The sequence below is a fragment of the Aquabacterium sp. A7-Y genome (assembly GCF_026153205.1).
In the GTDB taxonomy this organism is placed as follows: domain Bacteria; phylum Pseudomonadota; class Gammaproteobacteria; order Burkholderiales; family Burkholderiaceae_C; genus Caldimonas.
The window spans coordinates 37,612-57,438 of record NZ_JAPFBW010000011.1 but is presented as its reverse complement, the minus strand read 5'-3'; the positions used below and the strand labels follow the sequence as shown (position 1 = coordinate 57,438).

The window sequence follows — 19,827 nt, the reverse complement described above, 5'->3', positions numbered from 1 at the left end:
GTGCACAAGGGAGAGGAACAAGGCAGTGCCCAATTTTCTTGAGCAGATCGAAGGTCTTTCCAAGCCGCAACTGGTGCAGCTGGCGCTCGGCTTGCGCGAGGAGATCCTGCAGTTGCGGCCCGACGAGTTCGTCGGGGCGCCACCCGGGTCCGGCATCGAGGCATCGGTCTATGAGCGCGCTTGGCATCCCGTGCCGCTGGCGCGCCATGCCGGACGGCCGGTGCGGCTGCTGCTCGTCACCGAGGGCGACACGGCGCTGCCCGCCTTGCCGGGCGGTGTGTCGGTGCAGCTGAGCCGCCTGCCCGTGGAGGCCCGCGGCGGCTGGGCGCCCCAGGCGCTGGCCGAGCGCCTGCGCGAGCAGGGCAGCTTCGACGCGGTGGCCTATCTGCCGGCCAGCCAGGCGGCCACCGGGCCGGGCTGGCTCGATCGCTGGTGCACGGCCTTGGCGCTGGCCGCTGCGGTGATCCGCTTGCCGCAGCCGCCGCGCCTGTGGCTGATCACACGCCATGCGCAATGGCTGCCCGGCGATAGCGCGCCGCTCGATCTGGCGCAGGCGCCGCTGGCCGGGCTGGGCAAGTCGCTGTCGCTGGAGCAGGCGGCGGCCTGGGGCGGCTGCATCGACATCGATGCGCAACCCGGGGCGCTGCAGCAGGCGGTCGATGAGATCGTCCATGGCGCCGAGGATGAGGTGGCCTATCGCGGCGGCGTGCGCCACGTGCCGCTGCTGCAGCGTTTCACCGAAACGCTGCCGGCGCCGCTGCCCTTGCGTCCGGAGGCCACCTACCTGGTGACCGGCGGCATGGGGGGCATCGGCAGTGTGCTGGTCGAGCACCTGCTGAAGCGCGGCGTGGCGCGCGTCGGGGTGTTCGGGCGCCGTGCTGCGGCTGCGGCGCCGGCACGCGCGGAGCTGCTGGCACGCTGGCGCACGGCGTATCCGCGTTCCCGGGTCGAACTGGTCGAGGCCGATCTGGCCGACGCCGCCGCCGTGGCGCGCGGGCTGGAAGTGCTGGGGCAGGGCGGTCCGCAGTTGCGCGGCATCTTCCATGCGGCGGGATCCAATGAGCCGCTTGGGCTGCCGCAACTGGACCGCGCGAGCATCGAGCGCATCATCGGCGCCAAGGCGCTCGGCGCGCTGCACCTGGACCGCTTGACCTCAGGGCAGGCGCTGGACTTCCAGGTTTACTTTTCTTCCATCGCCGGCAGCTGGGGCACGGCGTCGATGGCGCCGTATGCCATGGCGAACCGCTTGCTCGATGCCCTCAGCGCCGAGCGCAACCGCCAGGGCCGGACCACCCGCAGCATCGCCTGGGGCCCCTGGGCGCGGGTCGGCATGATCGTCAAGCAGAACCAGGGTGCCTTTGCCGCCCTGGGCCTGAAGCTGATCGAGCCGGCGCAAGGCCTGCAGCTGCTCGAGCGCCTGATGGCGGTCGAGCGGGCGCAGCTGCAAGTGGTCGATGTCGACTGGCGGCGTTATGCGCAGAGCGTGACGCCGGACAAACACCTGCGCGGCTTCGGCGCCCTGACGGCCGCAATACCCCGCCAAGCCGAGAGCGGCAGGGTACCGGCCGCCGAAGGCGACTTCTCGAGCAGCGCCGCGACCCTGGCCTTGCTGCGCGATCTGGCCGGCGACCTGGTGGGCCAGCGCCTGCCGCAGGCCGCCGAGACGCGGCCGATGCCGGAACTGGGACTCAGCTCCCTGCTCAGCGTGGAGCTGAGCCAGAAGATCCGCCAGCGCCTGGGTGTGGCTTGCCGGCCGACCGTGGTCTTCGACCACCCGAGCCTGAAGGCGCTGGCGGAGGACCTGGCGGCCAAGTGGTCGCAGGCGCGTCCCAAGCCGGCGCTCGCCGAGGCCGAGCCCCTGCCCGACGACGGTGCGATTGCCATCATCGGCATGGCTTGCGCCCTGCCGGGCGCCGATTCGCCGCAGCAGCTCTGGGAGCGGCTGGAGCAGGCGGTGCGCAGCGGCAAGGACCAGATCGATCCCCAGCCCGCGCACCGCTTCGATCTGGACCGTTACTGGGCGCCCGACGACACGCCGGGCAAGGCCTACAGCCTGGCCGGCGGCTACCTGGGTGACATCGCGGCGTTCGATCCCGAGGTGTTCCGTCTGTCGCGCCGCGAGGCCGGCTTCATGGACCCGCAGCAGCGGCTGGCGCTGCAGACCACCTGGCGGGCCTTCGAGGATGCCGGCATCGATCCTTCGACACTGCTCGCCGGCGACACGGCCCAGGCCCAGGCCCAGGCCCAGGCCCAGGATGCTGCGGTGTTTTTCGGCATCGGCCAGAACGAATACGGGCCGCTGTGCCGCTCGGTGATGGACGGCGAGCACACCGGGCTGATGCCCACCGGCCAATCGATGAACATCATCCCGGGGCGGGTGGCGCATGTGTTCGGTCTGCAAGGGCCGGCGATCGCCTGCGACACCGCCTGCTCCTCCTCGCTGGTCGCGCTGGACGCGGCGGTGCAGCACCTGCGCAGCGGCCGCAACACCCTGGCCGTGGTGGGCGGTGTCAATGCCCTGGTGTCGCCCGACACCTTCGTGCTGCTCGCCAAGGCGCGTGCGCTGTCGCGGCAAGGGCGTTGCGCGGCCTTCGATGCGCGCGCCGATGGTTATGTGCGGGCCGAGGGCTGTGTGGTGCTGGTGCTGAAACGCCTGGCCGATGCCCGGGCCGACCAGGACACGGTGCATGCCGTCATCCGCGGCAGCGCGGTCAATCACGACGGCCGCAGCAGCGGTTTGACGGCGCCGAGCGGCCGCGCGCAGGAGGCCGTGATGCGCGCGGCGCTGCGCGATGCCGGTGTCGCGGCGGAACAGGTGGCGCTGGTCGAGGCGCACGGCACCGGGACGCCGCTGGGCGACCCGATCGAATACCACGCCTTGCGGGCCGTGTATGCCGATGGCGTGCCGCGCACCGCGCCGCTGCAGCTGGGCACCGTGAAAGCCTTCATCGGCCACACGGAAGCCGCCTCCGGCCTCGCCGGGCTGCTCAAGCTGGTGGCTTGCCTGCGCCGGCGCGCCGTGCCGGGGCAGCTTCACTTCAGCACGCTGAATCCATACATCGAGGCCAGCGAACACATCGAGATCGCTGCGGCGTCACGGCCGCTCGGCGGCACCGGTCGGCTGCTGGGGGCGGTCAGTTCCTTCGGCTTCAGCGGCACCAATGCCCACGTGATCGTCGAGCGCGGTGACGAGGGCCCGTCGCGCGCACTGGCGCCGCGGCGCTTCGAGCCGGTGTTCTGCTGGTACACCGAACGCCCGCTGGCCGACAGCACCGGCCTGGCCCAGGCCTTCGGTCCGCCCCGGCAGGCGGGACCGGCTTGCTACGTCCGGCGCTGGCAGGCGGCGTCGGCCGAGCCGGGCGCGCCCGTGCGGGAGGTCCTGCTGTTGCGCCAGGGCGAGGGCGGCGAGCTGCACCAGCGGCTGCGCGAGGCCTTGTTGACGCGCGGCGTGCGGCTGGTCGAGGCGGGCCTGGACCAGCTGGCCGGCCTGCCAGGGCGCTTCGAGCGCACCGTGCTGTGCCTGGAGCCGCTGCAGCCCTTGTCCGAAGGCGGCATGGCGGCCTGGCTGGACGGGCTGGCGCGGGCCTGGTCGGCGCTGGGGACGGCCACGCTGACCAGCGGGCACCTGCTGCTTGTCGGTGGCTCGGACGGTTTCGCCGGCGAGGCTTCCCCGCACTGGTCGGCGCTGCTGGCCTGCCTCGCCAAGGAGCGACCCGGCTTCAGCGCCACCCTGGTCGAGTGCCAGGCCGATGCCGCCGCGCTGTTGTCGCGCCATGTCGAAACGCTGCTGAACACCCGCGAGCCGGTGTGTGTGGTGTCGCGCGAGGGCGTGGCGGTGCCTCGGCTGGCGCGCCTGACGCCCTCGGCCGCAGGCACCGATTTCCGTCTCTCGCCCGGGCGCAGCTATCTCGTCAGCGGCGGGCTCGGCGGTGTGGGCCTGTCCCTGATCGGCTGGCTGCTGGAGCGCGGCGCGCGCCACATCGTCAACCTCAATCGGCGTGCGCCCGACGCCGCACAGGCGGCGCAGCTGCAGCGCCTGGGCCAGGCGCATGGCGCCCGCATCGACACGCTGAGCGTCGATGTCGCCGACCTGCAGAGCCTGCGCCAGGCGCTGGCCGCCGGCCTGTCCGCAGCGCCGCCGCTGGCCGGGGTGTTTCACTGCGCCGCCACGCTGGATGACGGCTTGTTCGGGCAGCAAGCCTGGGAGCGGGTGGAGCAGGTGCTGCGCGCCAAATTCGTCGGCGCCTGGAATTTGCACCTGGCGACCTCGCACCAGCCGCTGGAGCAGTTCGTGGTGTTTTCCTCGCTGTCGGCCCTGCTGGGCCAGGCGGGCCAGTCGGCTTATGCCTTGGCGAATGCCTTGGCGGAGCGCCTGGTCGCACACCGGCGTGCCTGCGGCCGGCCTGGCCTCGCCATCCAGTGGGGACCCTGGTCCGGCGCCGGCATGGCAAGCCGCGCCGGGAGCGGGCTGGCGTCCAGTTATCGGCAACTCGGCCTGTCGGTGTACGGGGCGGCGGACTACCTGCCGGTGCTCGGGACACTGCTGGCGATGGGCGCCGACGAGGCGGCCTTGCCTGCAACGGTCGGTGTGTTCGGCATGGCGTGGGATCGATACCTCAGCCACACCCCGCCCACGCCCCTGTGCGCCGGACTGGCGCCACCGGCGCAGGCCGCGCCGCCGGGTCCGCCCGGGGGGGCGCTGGCGCAGCGCTTGTCCGGGCTGGCACCGGAGCGCCGCCTGCGCCAGCTGCGCGACAGCCTCAAGCAGATGGTCGCCGAGTGCCTGGGGCGGGCCGATGCGGCCGCCTCGATCGCCGATGGCGACGGCTTTGCCGAGCTGGGCATCGATTCGCTGCATGCGACGGTGCTGCACAAGAAGCTCGAAGGCGAATTGCGCAGCCCGCTGCCGCCGACCATCGCCTTCGATCGCCCGACCGCCGCCGCGCTCGCCGACTGGCTGGCCGAAGGCCCGCTCAAGCGCTGCTTCGCCGCTGTGCCCGCGCCGGCGGAAGCGGACGACACCCCGCTGCGCCAGCGCAGCGAAGAAGACCTGGCGCGCCTCCTGGCCGCTGAAATTGAACGCGTGGACCGACTGGGAGCCACATCGTGACCGAAGCCAGCAAAGACCTGCTGCTGCAATCCATCAAGACCATCCGCCAATTGAGCGACAGGCTGGCGCTGCATGAGCAGCCGTGCGATATCGCCATCATCGGCATCGCCTGCCGCTTTCCCGGCCAGGTGGACGGTGTCGACGCCTACTGGGATCTGCTGCAGGCCGGCCGCAGCGGTGTCGTCGAAGTGGGGGCCGATCGCTGGAGCAAGCGGCAATTCGTCGATCCCGACTACAACGCCGTCGGCAAGCTGGTGACGCCCTATGCCGGCCTGCTGCAGCAGATCTACGACTTCGATGCCGAGTTTTTCGGCTTGTCGGCGCTGGAGGCGGAGAACCTCGATCCGCAACAGCGCCTGCTGCTCGAGCAGAGCTGGCTGGCCCTGGAGGACGCGGGCTTCGACATCGGTGCTCTGCGTGGCAGCGATACCGGGGTTTTCGTCGGCATCGGCAGCCAGGACTACGGCATGGCCTTGCTCTCCGATGCCCGGCATGCCAATGCCTATGTGGCGTCCGGCAATTCGCTCAGCATGGCGGCCGGGCGCTTGTCCTACTTCTACGATTTCAACGGGCCGTCGCTGTCCATCGACACCGCCTGTTCTTCGTCGCTGGTGGCGGTGCACGAGGCCTGCAGCCGGCTGCGCCAGGGCGAGTGCCGGCTGGCGCTGGCGGCTGGCGTCAACGCCATCCTGACGCCGCATGCGGGCATCAATTTCTCCCGCGCGCGCATGCTGACCCGCGAGCGCGACTGCCATGTGTTCGATGCACGGGCCCAGGGTTATGTGCGCGGTGAAGGCTGCGGGGTCCTGGTCTTGAAGCGCCTGGCGGACGCGCTGGCCGACGGCGACCGCATCCACGCGCTCATCAAGGGCAGCGCGATCAATCACGATGGCCACAGCAGCGGACTGACGGTGCCCAACGGCAGCGCGCAGGAAGCGGTGATCCGCGCGGCGCTGCGGCGCGCCGGGCTGACGCCGGGCGACGTCAGCTATGTCGAGGCGCATGGCACCGGCACCCGCCTGGGCGATCCGATCGAGGCGCGCGCGCTGGCGGCGGTGTTTGCCGAGGGTCACGATGTCGAGCATCCGCTGCAGCTCGGCGGCGTCAAGGCCAACCTCGGCCACCTCGAAGCGGCCGCCGGCATCGCCGGCCTGATCAAGGCCGCGCTGGTGGTGGCGCGCGGCGAAGCGCCTCCCCAGCCCGGTTTCGAACAGCTGAATCCGAAGATCGAGTGGGACGGCGAGGTGTTCCGCATTGCCCGCCGGCCCAGTCCGCTGGTGCGCCGGGGCGAGGGCCCGCTGCATGCGGGCGTCAGCAGCTTCGGCTTCAGCGGCACCAATGCGCATGTCATCGTGGCAGCGCCGCCGTCGCCCTCGGCAGCGTCGAGCGACATGCCGGACCACGAGGAACAGGTGCTCGCGCTCAGCGCCCGATCGCCCCGGGCGCTGCGCCAGCATGCCGAGGACATGCTGGCCTATCTGGACGCCCGGCCGGCCACGGCCGTGTCGGCCCTCAGCCACACCTCGACGCGGCGACGGCTGGCTTTGCCCGAGCGCATCGCGGTCACCGGACGCGACCCCGCCGAGCTGGCCTCGCGCCTGCGGCGTGCGCTGGACAGTCGCACCGCGGCGTCGCCGCGTCGCCGCATCGTCTTGTTCCTTTCCTGCCATGACGATGCCGGGCGCCTGCACGCGCTGGCCGGCGCTAGGCCCACGGACGGCGGCGATCTCGCCCAGGCGCACCGCGGTCTGCTGCGCCAGCTGGCGGCCTTCGCGGTGTTCCCGGATCAGCTGGTCCTGCAAGGCATTGCCCCTGACCCGGTGCGCGCCTGGCTGGCCGGCGCCGAGGCGCCTGCTGCCGGGGCCTATGTCAGCGGCACGGACGAGCTGACCCTGCTCGAAGCCGATGGAAGCCGGCCTGCCGAGAGGGCGCCCGACGGGCTGCCTACCGAGGCGGGCGCGATCCTGCTGGGGCAGGGGACGCCGCCACTGCGGCTGCCGGCCGCGGCGGAGTTTCATGCGCTGGGCAGTCCGGCCGAGCTGCGGCGCGCCTTGGCCGCCCTGTTCAACGCCGGGGTGAACATCGACTGGTCGCCGCTGTACCGGCAGGCGCCTGCCGTCGTGGTCGACTTTCCGCGGCGCTGTTTCGAGCGCAAGACCTTCAAGTCACCGCGTCTCGAAACGCTGCTGAGGGCGCATGGCGGACCCGGGGACGAGCACCTCCATCCGCTGGTGCGCAGCAAGCTCGCGCAGCCGGACGGCCGCATCGCCTATGGGCTCGATCTCGCCTCGCCCTGGCTGGAGTTCATCGACCAGCACCGGGTGCGCGGGCGGCGCCTGCTGCCGGCCTCGCTGCTGATCGAGCTGATGCGGCGGCTGGCTGGCGACGCGCTGGGCCGGCCGCGGCCCCGGCTGGCGGCGCTCGGGTTCCATCACCCGGTCGATATCGACCTGCCCGGGCGCGACCACGTGCTGCAGGTCCAGCCGGGCCCGCAGGGCGCGGAGCTGAGCTGGTGGAGCCGGGCCGCTGACCTGCCGGAATCGGCCTGGACCCGCCACGTCAGCGCGAGCTGTCCGCCCGAGGCGGCAGCCGTGGCGCTGCCGCCCGGCATGCCGGCCCTGGCCGGCCACGGGCGCGCCCTCGACCTGGCGGCCTTGTACGCCGGCCACGAGGCCGCGGGCGTCGAGCTCGGCGCAGCGTTTCGCTGCGTCACCCACCTGCAGCGGCACGACGGCGGGCAACTGGAGGGCCACATCCGCTTGGCGGGCGAGACCAGCCTCGATGCCCTGCAGCGCATGGCGCTGGTGCTGGACGGCTGCTTCCAGGCCAGCGCCGGCGGGCGCGAGGCCGGCGACGGCATCCATCTGCTGGCCGCCATCGGCGAGGTGGTGCTGCCCGACGAGCTGCCGGACGCCTTGCAGGTGCGGCTGACCCGCCAGGACAGCGCCGACGGGTATCGCTTCGACATCGCCATTGCCGATGCGCAGCAGCGCCCGCTCGGCCATATCGCCGATGCGTTGTTCAGGCCCTTGGCCGACACACCGGCGGCGAACAAGACGGCGCTGTCGCCGGACTGCTTTTACGCCCAGCGCTGGCTGCCGGCCGCGTGGCCGGCGCCCGCCTCGATGGCCCCGCGGCCCGCGCTGGCGGCCCTCGCCGAGGTGCTGGAGCGCTGCGAACCGTCCACCACCTGGGCCGAGCGTTTCGGACTGGCCGAGTACAACCGCTACCGCGAGCGCGTCGAGCAGGTCTGCCTGGCGCTCATCTCCCAGGTGCTCGACGAGCTGCGACTGCCGGCCCGCGCCGAGGATGCCGCGCAGGCCATCGCGGGCAGCGGCGTGGTGGCGGCCCAGCAGCGCCTGTGTGCCCACCTGATGGCGGTGCTGGCGCGCCAGCCGGTGCCCGTGCAGGGGCCGGCGGACTTCGGCGCCCTGGCACAACACCATCCGCGCTTCGAGGCCGAAACGGCGTTCATGCAACGCTGCGGCAGCGCGCTCGCCGAGGTGCTGCGCGGACGGCGCGAGCCGCTGGATGTGCTGTTCGGCGGCGCGTCGATGCAAGGCAGCGAGGCCGTCTACATCGACTCGCCGATCTCGCGCGTGCTCAACGGACAGCTCGGCCAGCTGGTCGCAGCGCTGGGCGACCGCGGGCCCTTGCGCATCCTGGAGATCGGCGCCGGCACCGGCGGCACGACCCGCAGCGTGCTGGACGCCTTGCGCGGCATGCCGGTGGCGACGTATTGCTATACCGACATCTCGCCGCTGTTCCTGGAGCGCGCGCGCACGCTGTTCGGCGAGCACCGCTTTTTGGACTACCGCCTGCTCGACATCGAACAGCCGGTCGCCGCCCAGCATTTCGACCCGGGCTCCTTCGACATCGTCATCGCGGCCAATGTGCTGCATGCCACGCGCTCCATCGCCGACACCTTGCGCCATGTGCGCGATCTGCTGGCGCCGGCTGGCTGCCTGCTGCTGCGCGAGTGCATCAAGCCGCAGCTGAGCGCCGACATCAGCTTCGGCATGACCGAAGGCTGGTGGCGTTTCGAAGACCATGTCCTGCGGCCTGACTACGCGGTGCTGGCGCCGGAGCAGTGGGCGCAGCAGCTCACGGCGCAGCGCTTCGAGACGGTGCGTACCTTGCTGCCGCACCCGCTCAGCGCCGAGGCCTTGATCGTGGCCCAGGCGGCGCGCGGCTCGCGCGGCGAGCACTGGCTGGTGGTGCATGACGGCCCCGGCCGGCCCTGGGTCGAGCAGCTCCGGCGGCAGGGCGCGACCTGCATCGATTTGTCGTGGCAAGCCGCGAGCACGATGGACAGCGTGCCGGCCGACACGGTGTTCGACCACCTGCTGTGTTTGCCGGCCGCGCCGGGACACGAGGACACCGATCCGGTCGCGGCGGCGACACCGCTGTATGAATCGATGATCGCGGTATGCCGCCACTGGCTGGGCCACGAGGCCACCCGGCAGGCGCGGCTGTGGTGCGTGACCACGCAGGCCGAGCGCGTGAACGAAACCGATCGGCTGGCGGGCCTGGCCGAGTCGGTCATGACCGGCGTTATCAAGTGTGCGGCGCTGGAGTATCCCGGGCGCATCGGTGGTGTCATCGACGTGCAGGGGGAGCCGGGCGACATCGATCGCGTGCTGGCGCACATCCGCCAGCCCGGCGCGCTGCGCTACCTCGCGGTGCGCGGCGGCATGCCCTATGCGCCCAAGCTGCAGCCGCTGGCCCGCCAGCGTCAGGAGCCGCCCCCGGGCGAGTCCTTGCCGGCGGCCCCCGCGGACGGCACGGTGCTGATCACCGGCGGCCTGGGCGGCATCGGCTACGCGCTGGCCCAGGCGCTGGCTCCGCGGGTCGACACCCTGGTGCTGGTGAGCCGGCAGGCCTTGAGCGCAGCCCGGCTGGACCGCTTGCAGGCCCTGCGCGGGCAGCGGGCGCGGGTGATCGCCCGGGCGGCCGATCTGGCCGACGCCGGGCAAGTGGCGGCTCTGTTCGACGGGCTGCAGAGCGAGGGCCTGTCGATCGACCACCTGATCCATTCGGCCGGCATCGGCGGCGACCGCCTCTTGAGCGCGAGCGCCCCGGGCGATCTGCGCGAGGTGGTGACGGCCAAGCTGGCCAGCACCTGGCACCTGCACCGGCATGCAGCTCGCGACCTGAAATCCTTTCTGGTGCTGTCGACCATGGTGGGCTTGTGGGGCGCCCGACAGAAAGCGCACTACGTGCTGGCGAATCACTTCGCCGACCGGGTCGTGCAGTTGCGGCGGGCTCACGGGCTGGCGGCCTCGCTGGTGCAGCTCGGGCCGGTGGACAGCGGCATGCTCGACGCGGCAGGCAAGGAAGCCGCACGGCGCGTCGGCGTGCGCAGCTTCGATGTGCACCAGCTCGCGGCCGTATTGACCGGGCCGCTGCCCGGGGCCGAATCCGCGCTGCTCGACATCGACTGGCCGCGCTTCAAGCCCATCTACCGCTTCAGCTGGCTGGACGGCTTGTTCGAGCAGGTCGGTACGGCCGATGACAGCCCGGCGGGGGCGGCCGGCCGCCGGCAGGCCGCGGCCGACTTCCGCAGCGACTACCTGGCCTTGCCGCCGCCGCGCCGCGCCGCTTTCCTCGAGGCGCAGCTGTTCGGCGTGCTGCGCGAGGTGCTGGGGCTGGGCGGCGACCGGCTCAGCTATCTGCACACCGGCTTTCAGGATCTGGGCATGGATTCGCTGCTCACCCTGTCGTTCGCCGAGAAGCTGTCGGCCCACACCGGGCTGGCGGTGTCCTCGGTGGATGTGTTCGACAACGCCGATCTGGCCCGCCTGCGGGCCTGGGTCGCCACCCGGCTGGAGCCGGCCGGGGAGGGCGTTTTGCCCCAGGAGGTCCGCACCCAAGAGCCGGCGGCAGCCGGCGTGCAGGCCCCCAGCGTGGACGACATGGAACAGGAACTGCGGGCCATGCAAGCCCTGCTCGAGGATCGTTGATGGAAACGACACAACAGACCCAGGCCGAGCTGCTGGCGCGGCAGCACGAGATCATCCAGCAGAGCCGGCAGCACATCCAGGCGCTGTCGGCGCGCCTGGACCAGCCGATTGCCATCGTCGGCATGGCCTGCCGCATGCCCGGAGCGGACAGCCCGGCGGCCTTGTGGTCGCTGCTGAGCGAGGGACGCGAAGCGATTTCGGAGGTGCCGCCGGATCGCTGGGACATCGACGAGTACTACGGCCCGGTGCCCGGCACGCCGTACAAGACCTATGCACGTCGCGCGGGCTACCTGCCCGACGCGGACCGCTTCGATGCGAAGTTCTTCGGGATCTCGCCGCGTGAGGCGCAGCAGATGGACCCCCAGCAACGCCTCTTGCTGGAGGTCAGCCATGAGGCGCTGGAGCAGGCGCTGCTGCCCGCGGGCGCTTTGCGCGGTCAGCCGGTCGGCGTGTTCGTCGGCATCAGCTCCAGCGAATACGCGGTGATGAGCTTCAGTCCGGAGCGCGAGGCGAGCCAGGATGCCTACTCCATCACCGGCACCTCGATGAATTCGGCGGCCGGCCGGCTGGCTTACCACTACGGCTTCAACGGCCCAGCGCTGGCCATCGACACGGCCTGCTCGTCGTCGCTGGTGGCGATCTACCAGGCCTGCCGGAGCCTGGTGAACGACGAATGCCACACCGCGCTGGCCGGCGGGGTCAATGTCCTGCTGACGCCCGAGCCCAGCATTGCACTGGCGCAGAACAAGGTGCTCAGCGCCAGCGGCCGCTGCAGCCCCTTCAGCGCCGCGGCCGACGGCCTGGTGCGCGGCGAGGGCTGCGGCCTGCTGGTGCTCAAGCGGCTCAGCGATGCGGTGGCGGAGAACTGCCCGGTGCTGGCGGTGATCCGCGCCGGCCATGTCAACCAGGACGGCGCCAGCAGCGGGCTGACGGTGCCCAATGGCCACGCGCAGCAGGCCCTGATCGCGGCGGCCTTGAAGAAGGCCCGGGTGGCGCCGGCCGCCGTCCGCTATGTCGAAGCGCACGGCACCGGCACCTCGCTGGGCGATCCGATCGAGGCCAAGGCCTTGCAGCAGGCCTTGTGCGCGGGCCAGGACCGGCACGAGCCGCTGCGGGTGGGATCGATCAAGGCCCACATCGGCCATCTCGAAGCGGCCAGCGGCGTCGCCGGTGTCATCAAGGTCGTGCTGGCCTTGCAGCACCGGCTGCTGCCGGCGCAGATCAACCTCGGGCAGCGCACGCCGCATGTCGACTGGAACGCCGGCCTGGAGGTGGTGGATCGGCCGGTCGCGCTGCAGCTGTCCCCCGAGACGCCGTATTACGCCGGGGTCAGCAGTTTCGGCTTCAGCGGCACCAATGCCCACTTGATCCTGCAGGACGCCTGCAGCGCCGTGCCGGCACGCGGGCCGGCGCCACAGCAACCCGCTGCCGCGGCGCCGGTGGCGCGCTGGCTCACCGTCTCGGCCAAGAGCCCCACCGCGCTGCAGGCGCTGCTGGCGCGCCATCGCGACTTCTTTGCCCGCGAAAGCGCCTGGGCGGATGCCTGTGAAGCGCTCAACGCCGGCCGCACCCACTATCCCTACCGGGCCGGTTTTGTCGCCACCGACCGCGACACGCTGCTCCAGCAGCTGGACGCGGCCTGCCGGGCAGCCCCGGCCGAGCCGGTGTCGGCGCTCCCGGCGATGGCATGGCTGTTCACGGGGCAGGGCTCGCAGTATGTGCAGATGGGGCGGGCGCTGCATGACACGCAGCCGGCCTTCCGCGCCTTGCTGGAAGACTGTGACCGGGAGCTGGCACGCCACCTGGGTCACTCCATCCTGCCGGTGATCTGGGGTGAGGCGCCGTCGCTGCATGCCACCGGGCACACCCAGCCGGCGATCTTCTGTCTGCAATACGCGCTGTCGCAGTTTCTGCAGACGCTGGGCCTGCAGCCGCAGTTCGTGCTCGGCCACAGCATCGGCGAATACGCGGCCGCGGTGCTGGCCGGGGTATTCGATCTGCAGGATGCGGCGCGCATGATCGTCTACCGCGGCCGCTTGATGGAACAACGTTGCGCCAGCGGCCGCATGCTGGTGGTGTTCGCCGACCGCGAACGTGCCGAGGCGCTGGTGCGTGCCAGCGGCGGCGAGGCCGCGATCGCGGTCATCAACGGTCCCACCAACCATGTGCTGTCCGGCACGCCGGCATCGATCGAACGCCTGGCCCGCCTGGCCGAAGACAGCGGGCTGCGCTGCGTGCCGCTGAGCGTGTCGCATGCCTTCCACTCGCCGATGATGGCGCCCATGCTGGGCGAGTTCGAGCAGGTGGTGCGGCAAACCCGTTTCGCCCGGCCGCGCATCGGCTTCCTGTCGTCCGCCCTGGGGCGCGTTGCCGATGTCGAGCTGACCGACCCGGCCTACTGGGTGTCCCATGTGTCCGGCGCCGTGCGGTTCGAGCAGGCGGTGGCGGCGCTGGCCGGCAGCGAGGACTGGACCGCCGCGCCCGGCCGATTGGCGCTGGAGATCGGCCCGTATGAGCAGCTGGTCGGCATGGCCAAGCTGCTGCCAGGGGCCGATCGGGTGCAGTGGCGCGGCCTGCTGCGGCCGCGCGACGACCTCAGCGCCTTTGCGGACACCTTGCGCTGCCTCTATCTGTCGGGGCTGCCGCTGAACTGGCCACGCCCGGTGCCGCAGGATCCGCCGCGGCTGTCATGGCCCCTGCATCCCTTCGAGCGCGAGCGCCACTGGCTGCCCGATGTGCAGCGCGGCGCCAGCGCCGCCGACAGGGATTACTCGATCGACTGGATCGAGGCGACGCCGGCGGCGCCGGCCCGGCCCCTGGAGAAACGTTGGCTGCTGCTGGTCGAGGACGCGGCCTTTGCCGGCTGCCTGTCGCAGGGCCTGGCCGCGGCGGGTGGCGTGGTGCAAACGCTGTCCGTGGACCGGCTGCCGGAGGCGCTCGAGGTCGCCGGCATCGATGCGGTGATCTACAGCCCGAGCGAACCGGCGGGGCTGCCCGACCCGGAGCGCCTGCATGGATTTCTTCGGCTGGTGCAGCGGCTGGCGCCGGACCCCGGCGGCCCGGGCCCGCGCCTTTATTGCGTCGTCGCCAGCGGCAGCGACGCTTACCCGCCGCTGGCGTCTTGCCTGGCCAGCCTGTGCCGCTCGCTGCGTGAAGAGGAAGCCGGCCTGCCGCTCACGCTGATCGGTCTGGACCTTCGCCACGCCGCCGCCCCGCGCGCTGCGGCGCTGCTGGCCGAGATCGGCATCGAGCGGGGCGAGGACTGGGAACGCCGCTGGGTCGACGGCGAGGTCCAGGTGCCGCGCCTGGTCGAGCGTCGCGTGACAGCGCGGCCCGGCGCGGCGAGCGTGCGTGCCGATCGCAGCTACCTGGTCACCGGTGGCACCGGGGCGCTGGGTCGCTTGTTGGCCCAGGCGCTGATCGAGCTGGGCGCACGCGATGTGGTGCTGGCCGCACGCCGCGATACCGAGGCGGGCCTCGCGCCGCTGCGGGCCCTGGCGGCGGCGCAGGGGGCGCGCCTGACGGTCCTTCGCACCGACATGAGCGAGGGCGAGGCGGTCAGGCGGCTGTTCGAGCGGCTGGCGCGTGATCATGCGCCGCTGGCCGGTATCGTCCATGCGGCGGGCCGGCTGGCCGATGTGTCGTTCCGGCAGATGCAGGCCGCGGACTTTGCGGACGCGTTCGGCGCCAAGGCGGGCGGCGCGTGGTGGCTGGATCGCCTGAGCGCCGACTGCGACCTCGATTTTTTCCTGATGGTGTCCTCGATCGCCGCCGTGTTCGGGGCCGCCGGCCAGGCCAACTATGCCGCGGCGAACGGCTTTCTCGATGCCTTGGCCGTGCAGCGCCGGGCAGCGGGGCGCCCGGCGCTGAGCCTGCGCCTGGGCGCGGTGGCGGGCACCGGCATGGCCGCCGGCGAGGCGGCCCTGCGGCAGCTGCAGCGTGCCGGCGTGCTGCCGCTTGATCCGGCACGGCTGCGCAGCCGGTGTGTCGAGTGGTTGACCGCGGCGGAGCCGCTGCCGATCTGGGCCGGCTTCGACTGGCCCCGGATCCTGGCCCGGCAGGCGGTGGCGCGCCCTCTGCTGGCGGCCTTTGTGCCCCAGCCCGCCACGCAGCCGACGTCCGCGGCCCAGGCGCCGGCGCGTTTCGATCCCGACAGCGTCGGGCAGCTGCTGCGCGACACCCTGGCCTCGATCCTGGCGATGCCCGATCCTCAGTCCATCCAGGACGGCGACACCCTGCATGCGCTCGGCATGGACTCCGTCACCCTGGTCGAGCTGTGCGAGCGCCTGGCGCCCCGGCTGGGTTGCGAGGTGCCGACCCGGCTGCTGTTCGACTTTCCGCAGGTGGGCGCCTTGGCGCGGCAGCTTCAGCAGATGCTGGGCACCGGCCGGACCAGCCCGGCGCCCGGCGAGACAGCCCTCCAGCCGGCCGCTGCCGCCGACATTGCGGTGGTCGGCATGGGCTGCCGGTTCCCGGGCGGCGCCAATTCACCCGAGGGTTTCTGGTCGATGCTGCTGGACGGCCGCGACCTGATCGGCGAGATCGATGCGCTGCGCTGGAATGCGCCGCAGCTGGTGCAGCAGGGCGCCTTGGCCACCGCGCGGGCCGGTGTCATCGACGCAATCGATGTGTTCGACTGTGGCCTGTTCGGCATTGCGCCGCGCGAAGCGCACTGCATGGATCCGCAGCAGCGCCTGCTGCTGGAGGTGAGCTGGGAGGCGCTGGAGCGCGCCGGCTACGATTTCGCGGCCGGCCCGGTGCGCGGCGGCGTGTTTGTCGGGCCGGGGCCGAACGACTATGCGCGGCGTTTCTCCAGCGATGCCGAGGCGCTGTCGCACCATCACGGCACCGGCAATGCCTTGAGCGTGACCGCCGGCCGCCTGGCCTTTCTGCTGGATTGGCAGGGCCCTGCCCTGGCGGTGGACACGGCCTGTTCATCGTCGCTGATGGCGGTGCACCTGGCGCTGCAGTCGCTGCGCCGCGGCGAGTGCGACATCGCGCTGGCGGGCGGCGTGAACCTGCTGCTGTCGCCCGAGACCTCGGTGCTGCTGTCCAAGGGCAACATGCTGGCGCCGGACGGCCGCTGCAAGAGCTTCGACGCCGCCGCCGACGGTTATGTGCGCAGCGAGGGCTGCGGCATGGTGGTGCTCAAGCGCCTGGACGACGCGCTGGCCGACGGCGACTCGGTCCTGGCCGTGTTGCGCGGGTCGGCGGTCAACCAGGACGGCCACAGCCAGGGACTGACCGCGCCCAATGGACAGGCGCAGCAACGGGTGCTGCGCCAGGCGCTGGCCGATGCACGGGTGGATCCGGCGCAGGTCGAACTGCTGGAGGCGCACGGCACCGGCACCCCGCTGGGCGACCCGATCGAGATCGCCGCGGCGCACGCCGTCTATGTCGAGGACACCGGGCGCGCCACGCCGCTGTGGGTGTCCTCGGTCAAGACCAATATCGGACATGCCGAGACGGCCGCCGGCATCGCCGGGCTGATCAAGGCGGTGCTGTGCCTGCAGCACGGCATGATCGTGCCGCACCTGCATTTTCAGCGGCTCAATCCCGAAATCAGGATCGACGCGGCGCAGCTGCGCATTCCAGTCAGGGCGCAAAGCTGGCAAGGCGAGGGGCCGCGTTATGCCGCGCTCAGCTCGTTCGGCTTCAGCGGCACCAATGTGCACCTGGTGTTGCAGTCCGCGCCGTTGCCGGCTGCGCCGCCCGTGGGGGCCGAGCCGCCCGCCGGGCTGCGCATCTCGGCGGCCAGTGCCGCGGCGCTGGTGGACTTGATGCGGGCCTACCGGGACGCCTTGGCGGATCTGCCGCCTGAGCACTATCGCGAGTTCCGTCTCCAGACCTGGAGACGCGCCGAGCTGGGGCACACACGCGTGCTGGACGCGGCCACGCCGGCAGCCGCGGTTGCCGCCCTCGATGAAGCGCTGGCGCTGTCCGGGCCGGCAGCCGCGCGCAGGTCGAGCTGGCCTGCGTCCGGACGCGGCCGGGTGCCGACCTATGTCTTCGAGCGGCAGCGCTTCTGGATCGATCCGCCCGCTCCCGCGCCCCGGCCCGCGCTGCCGGGCCTGCGGCTGGGCCCCAAGGAGGCGCCGAAAGTCACGTACGTGCTCGACTATTCGGGCCAGCCGCCGTTCCGGCTTCAAGACCACCTGGTGCACGGACAGCCGGTGGTGCCCGCTGCCGCTCACCTGGCACTGATCATCGGCATGCTGGACGACCTGCGCGGCCGGCAGGCGTGGCAGCTGGTCGACGTGCTGTGCGAGGAGCCGCTGGTGGTGGAGGAGGCCGACAGCGGCGCGGTGCGCTACCAGTTTCGCCTGGCGAGCGACGGGGGCACACCCGGGTACAGCATCGAAGTGCTGTCCGATGTCCCGGGGCGCACACGCCGGCACCTGCGCGCCCAGGCGCGTGCCAGCACGGGGGGACCGACCGCGCTGGTCGCACCGCCGTCGCAGGGCGCGCTGGCCCGCATCGAGGGCCGGGCGTTCTACGAGCGCCTGTATGCGCCCGAGATCCGGCTGGCGGGCAGCTTCCGTGGCATCACGTCGATCGATCAGCATGTCGGGCACACGGTCGCCCAGCTCGCCTGGACCTTCCATCCCGAGGGCCGGGTCGTGCCGGGCGAACTGGATTCGCTGCTTCAGACCATTGCGCTTGCCACCCTGGCCGAGGAGCCGGAACGCAGCCACATGGGAGGCGCCACGATTCCCCTGGCGATCGAACGCCTGACGGTCGGGCCGCGAACGCAGGCCTCGGCCACCGGCCAGGGGGTCAGCGTGACACGCCTGGTGAAAGAGGATGCCCAGGCCTCGACCTTCGTGCACGACCTGACCCTGTCGGAGCCGGGCCGGCCGCCGTTCCTGAGCATCGAAGGGCTGCTGACGCGGCGGGTCGGCGAGCGCGACTTCAGCGCGCCCAGGCAGGCCGCGCCCTCGCCGTATTACCTGATCGAGTCGTGGACGACGCAGGCCGCGACGCCCGCTCAGCCGGCGTCCGCCGAGCCGGTGCTGGTGCGGCTCAACCCGGAGGACGATGGTGCTTCGCTGTGGCAGCCGTGGCAGGTGCAGACCGGTGCCTGGCTGGATGCCGGGGGATGCGACGACGATGCCGTGCTCCAGGCGCTCGGGGGACGCCCGGCACGCCTGCTGTATCACCTGCCGGCCGTCGCTGGATGCGAGGCCGACGCGCCGCCGTGGAGCGAACAGGCGCTGGCCCTGGTGGCGGCCGCGCGCCGGGCCTTCCGGCTCGGCGAGGTGTTGGCCGCTGCGGGCCACCAGACCGGGTTCTGGGTGGTGTCGCAAGGCCACGCCGATGTCGCCGGCCAAGGCGGCTCGCCGCTCTACGGCCTGGCGCAGGGTCTGTGCAAATCGCTGAGCCTGGAATGGCCCGGGCGGGTCGTGGGCATGCTCGACACCGACACGCACACGCTGCAGCGGGAGGTGCGGGCCCTGCTCACCGAATGCCGGGCGCTGCGCGGCGACTGGGTGGCGTATCGCGAGGGCCGGCGTCACGTGCTCCGGGTCCAGGAACTGGTGGCGCCGCCCTTGTCGCCGGGACAGGGGTTCCGGTGCCGCGACGACGGCGTCTATCTGCTGACCGGCGGTTTGGGCGACCTGGCGGTGGAAACCTGCCACTGGCTGGCCCGACAAGGCGCGCGACATCTGGTCTTGCTGGGTCGCCGGGCACTCGATGCCCGGCTGAGTGAACAGCTGGATCGCTTGCGCCAGGCCACCGGCGCCCACATCGACTACCAGGCCTGCGATGTCGCCGATCGCGCTGCACTGGGCGGCTTGTTCGAGCGGGTGCTGCGCGAGCGGGCGCTGCGCGGCATCTTCCATTGCGCGGGGGTCCTGGCCGATGGCGCTTTCGCGGCGCTGGACGACGCGCAGTTCCAGGCGGTGCTGCAGGCCAAGGTGCTCGGCAGCTGGAACCTGCACCGGCTCTCGCTCGGCCTGGAGCTGGACTGTTTTGTCATGTACTCCTCGCTGGCCTCGCTGCTGGGCGCGGCGGGGCAGAGCAACTATGCCGCCGCCAACGGTTTCATGGATCAGCTGGCGCAGTGGCGGCGGCATCAGGGCCTGCCGGCACTGTCGATCAACTGGGGCGGCTGGGACGAGGTCGGCATGGCGGCCAGGCAAACCTCGCGCAGTGGCGGCCAGGGTCTGCGCCGTCTGCCGGTGGCACGCGCCCTGGCCGACCTGCAGCGGGCTTTGCTCATGGACCCGGGCCGGCTCGGCGTGATCGATGTGGACTGGCCGGTGTTTGCCGGCCGGTGGCGGGACACGCCGCCTGCGCTGGTCGAACAGTGGGTCACCGCGCACGCGGCGCAGGCCCGGGCGACCCCGGACGCCCCGGCCCCAGAGGTGGCGGCCGAGCTGCGCCGGCTGCCGGCCCTGGCCCGGCCCGAGGCGGTGAAGCGGCAGCTGCGCCAGATCGCGCGCCAGGTCATGTCGCTGGACGCCAGCCGCGAGCTGCCGGACGACAAGCCCTTCCATGAGCTGGGCTTCGACTCGGTGATGTCCATCGAGCTGAAGCTCAGAGTGCAGGAGCTGTTTCGCATCCGGGTGCCGGCCAGCGTGGTCTTCGACCATCCGGACATTCACCGTCTGGCGGCCTACATCGCCCAGGCGCTCGAGCTGGAGGCGCCGCCCCCGGTGCGTCCCGCCGCGAGCCTGCCGGCCGAGGCGCTGGACGATCTCGACGAAGACCAACTCGCCGACCTGTTGGACAACCTGTTGTAGGGGAGCA

The 19,827-nt window shown here is 72.0% G+C and carries 3 protein-coding genes; all 3 read left to right on the top strand.

What is annotated here, in order from left to right:
- Positions 1 to 25: 25 nt before the first annotated feature.
- From OOT46_RS11820 to OOT46_RS11810, 3 genes are read left to right on the top strand one after another with little or no spacing between them, the layout of a single operon-like run.
- Positions 26 to 5,110 (top strand): SDR family NAD(P)-dependent oxidoreductase, encoded by a 5,085-nt coding sequence (locus tag OOT46_RS11820; RefSeq protein ID WP_265403806.1) that lies wholly within the window; start codon positions 26 to 28, stop codon positions 5,108 to 5,110.
- Entirely contained in the window at positions 5,107 to 11,073 is a 5,967-nt protein-coding gene (locus OOT46_RS11815) for a type I polyketide synthase (protein ID WP_265403805.1), read from the top strand. Before OOT46_RS11820 ends, OOT46_RS11815 begins: the two co-directional genes overlap by 4 nt.
- Positions 11,073 to 19,820: a type I polyketide synthase gene (locus tag OOT46_RS11810; RefSeq protein WP_265403804.1), complete on the top strand. Its 8,748-nt coding sequence runs from the start codon at positions 11,073 to 11,075 to the stop codon at positions 19,818 to 19,820. Before OOT46_RS11815 ends, OOT46_RS11810 begins: the two co-directional genes overlap by 1 nt.
- The last annotated feature ends 7 nt before the right edge of the window (positions 19,821 to 19,827 follow it).

Bases quoted from the DNA above. Each gene is read 5' to 3' on its own strand.
- OOT46_RS11810 (WP_265403804.1), top strand. From the start codon at position 11,073: ATGGAAACGACACAACAGACCCAGGCCGAGCTGCTGGCGCGGCAGCAC.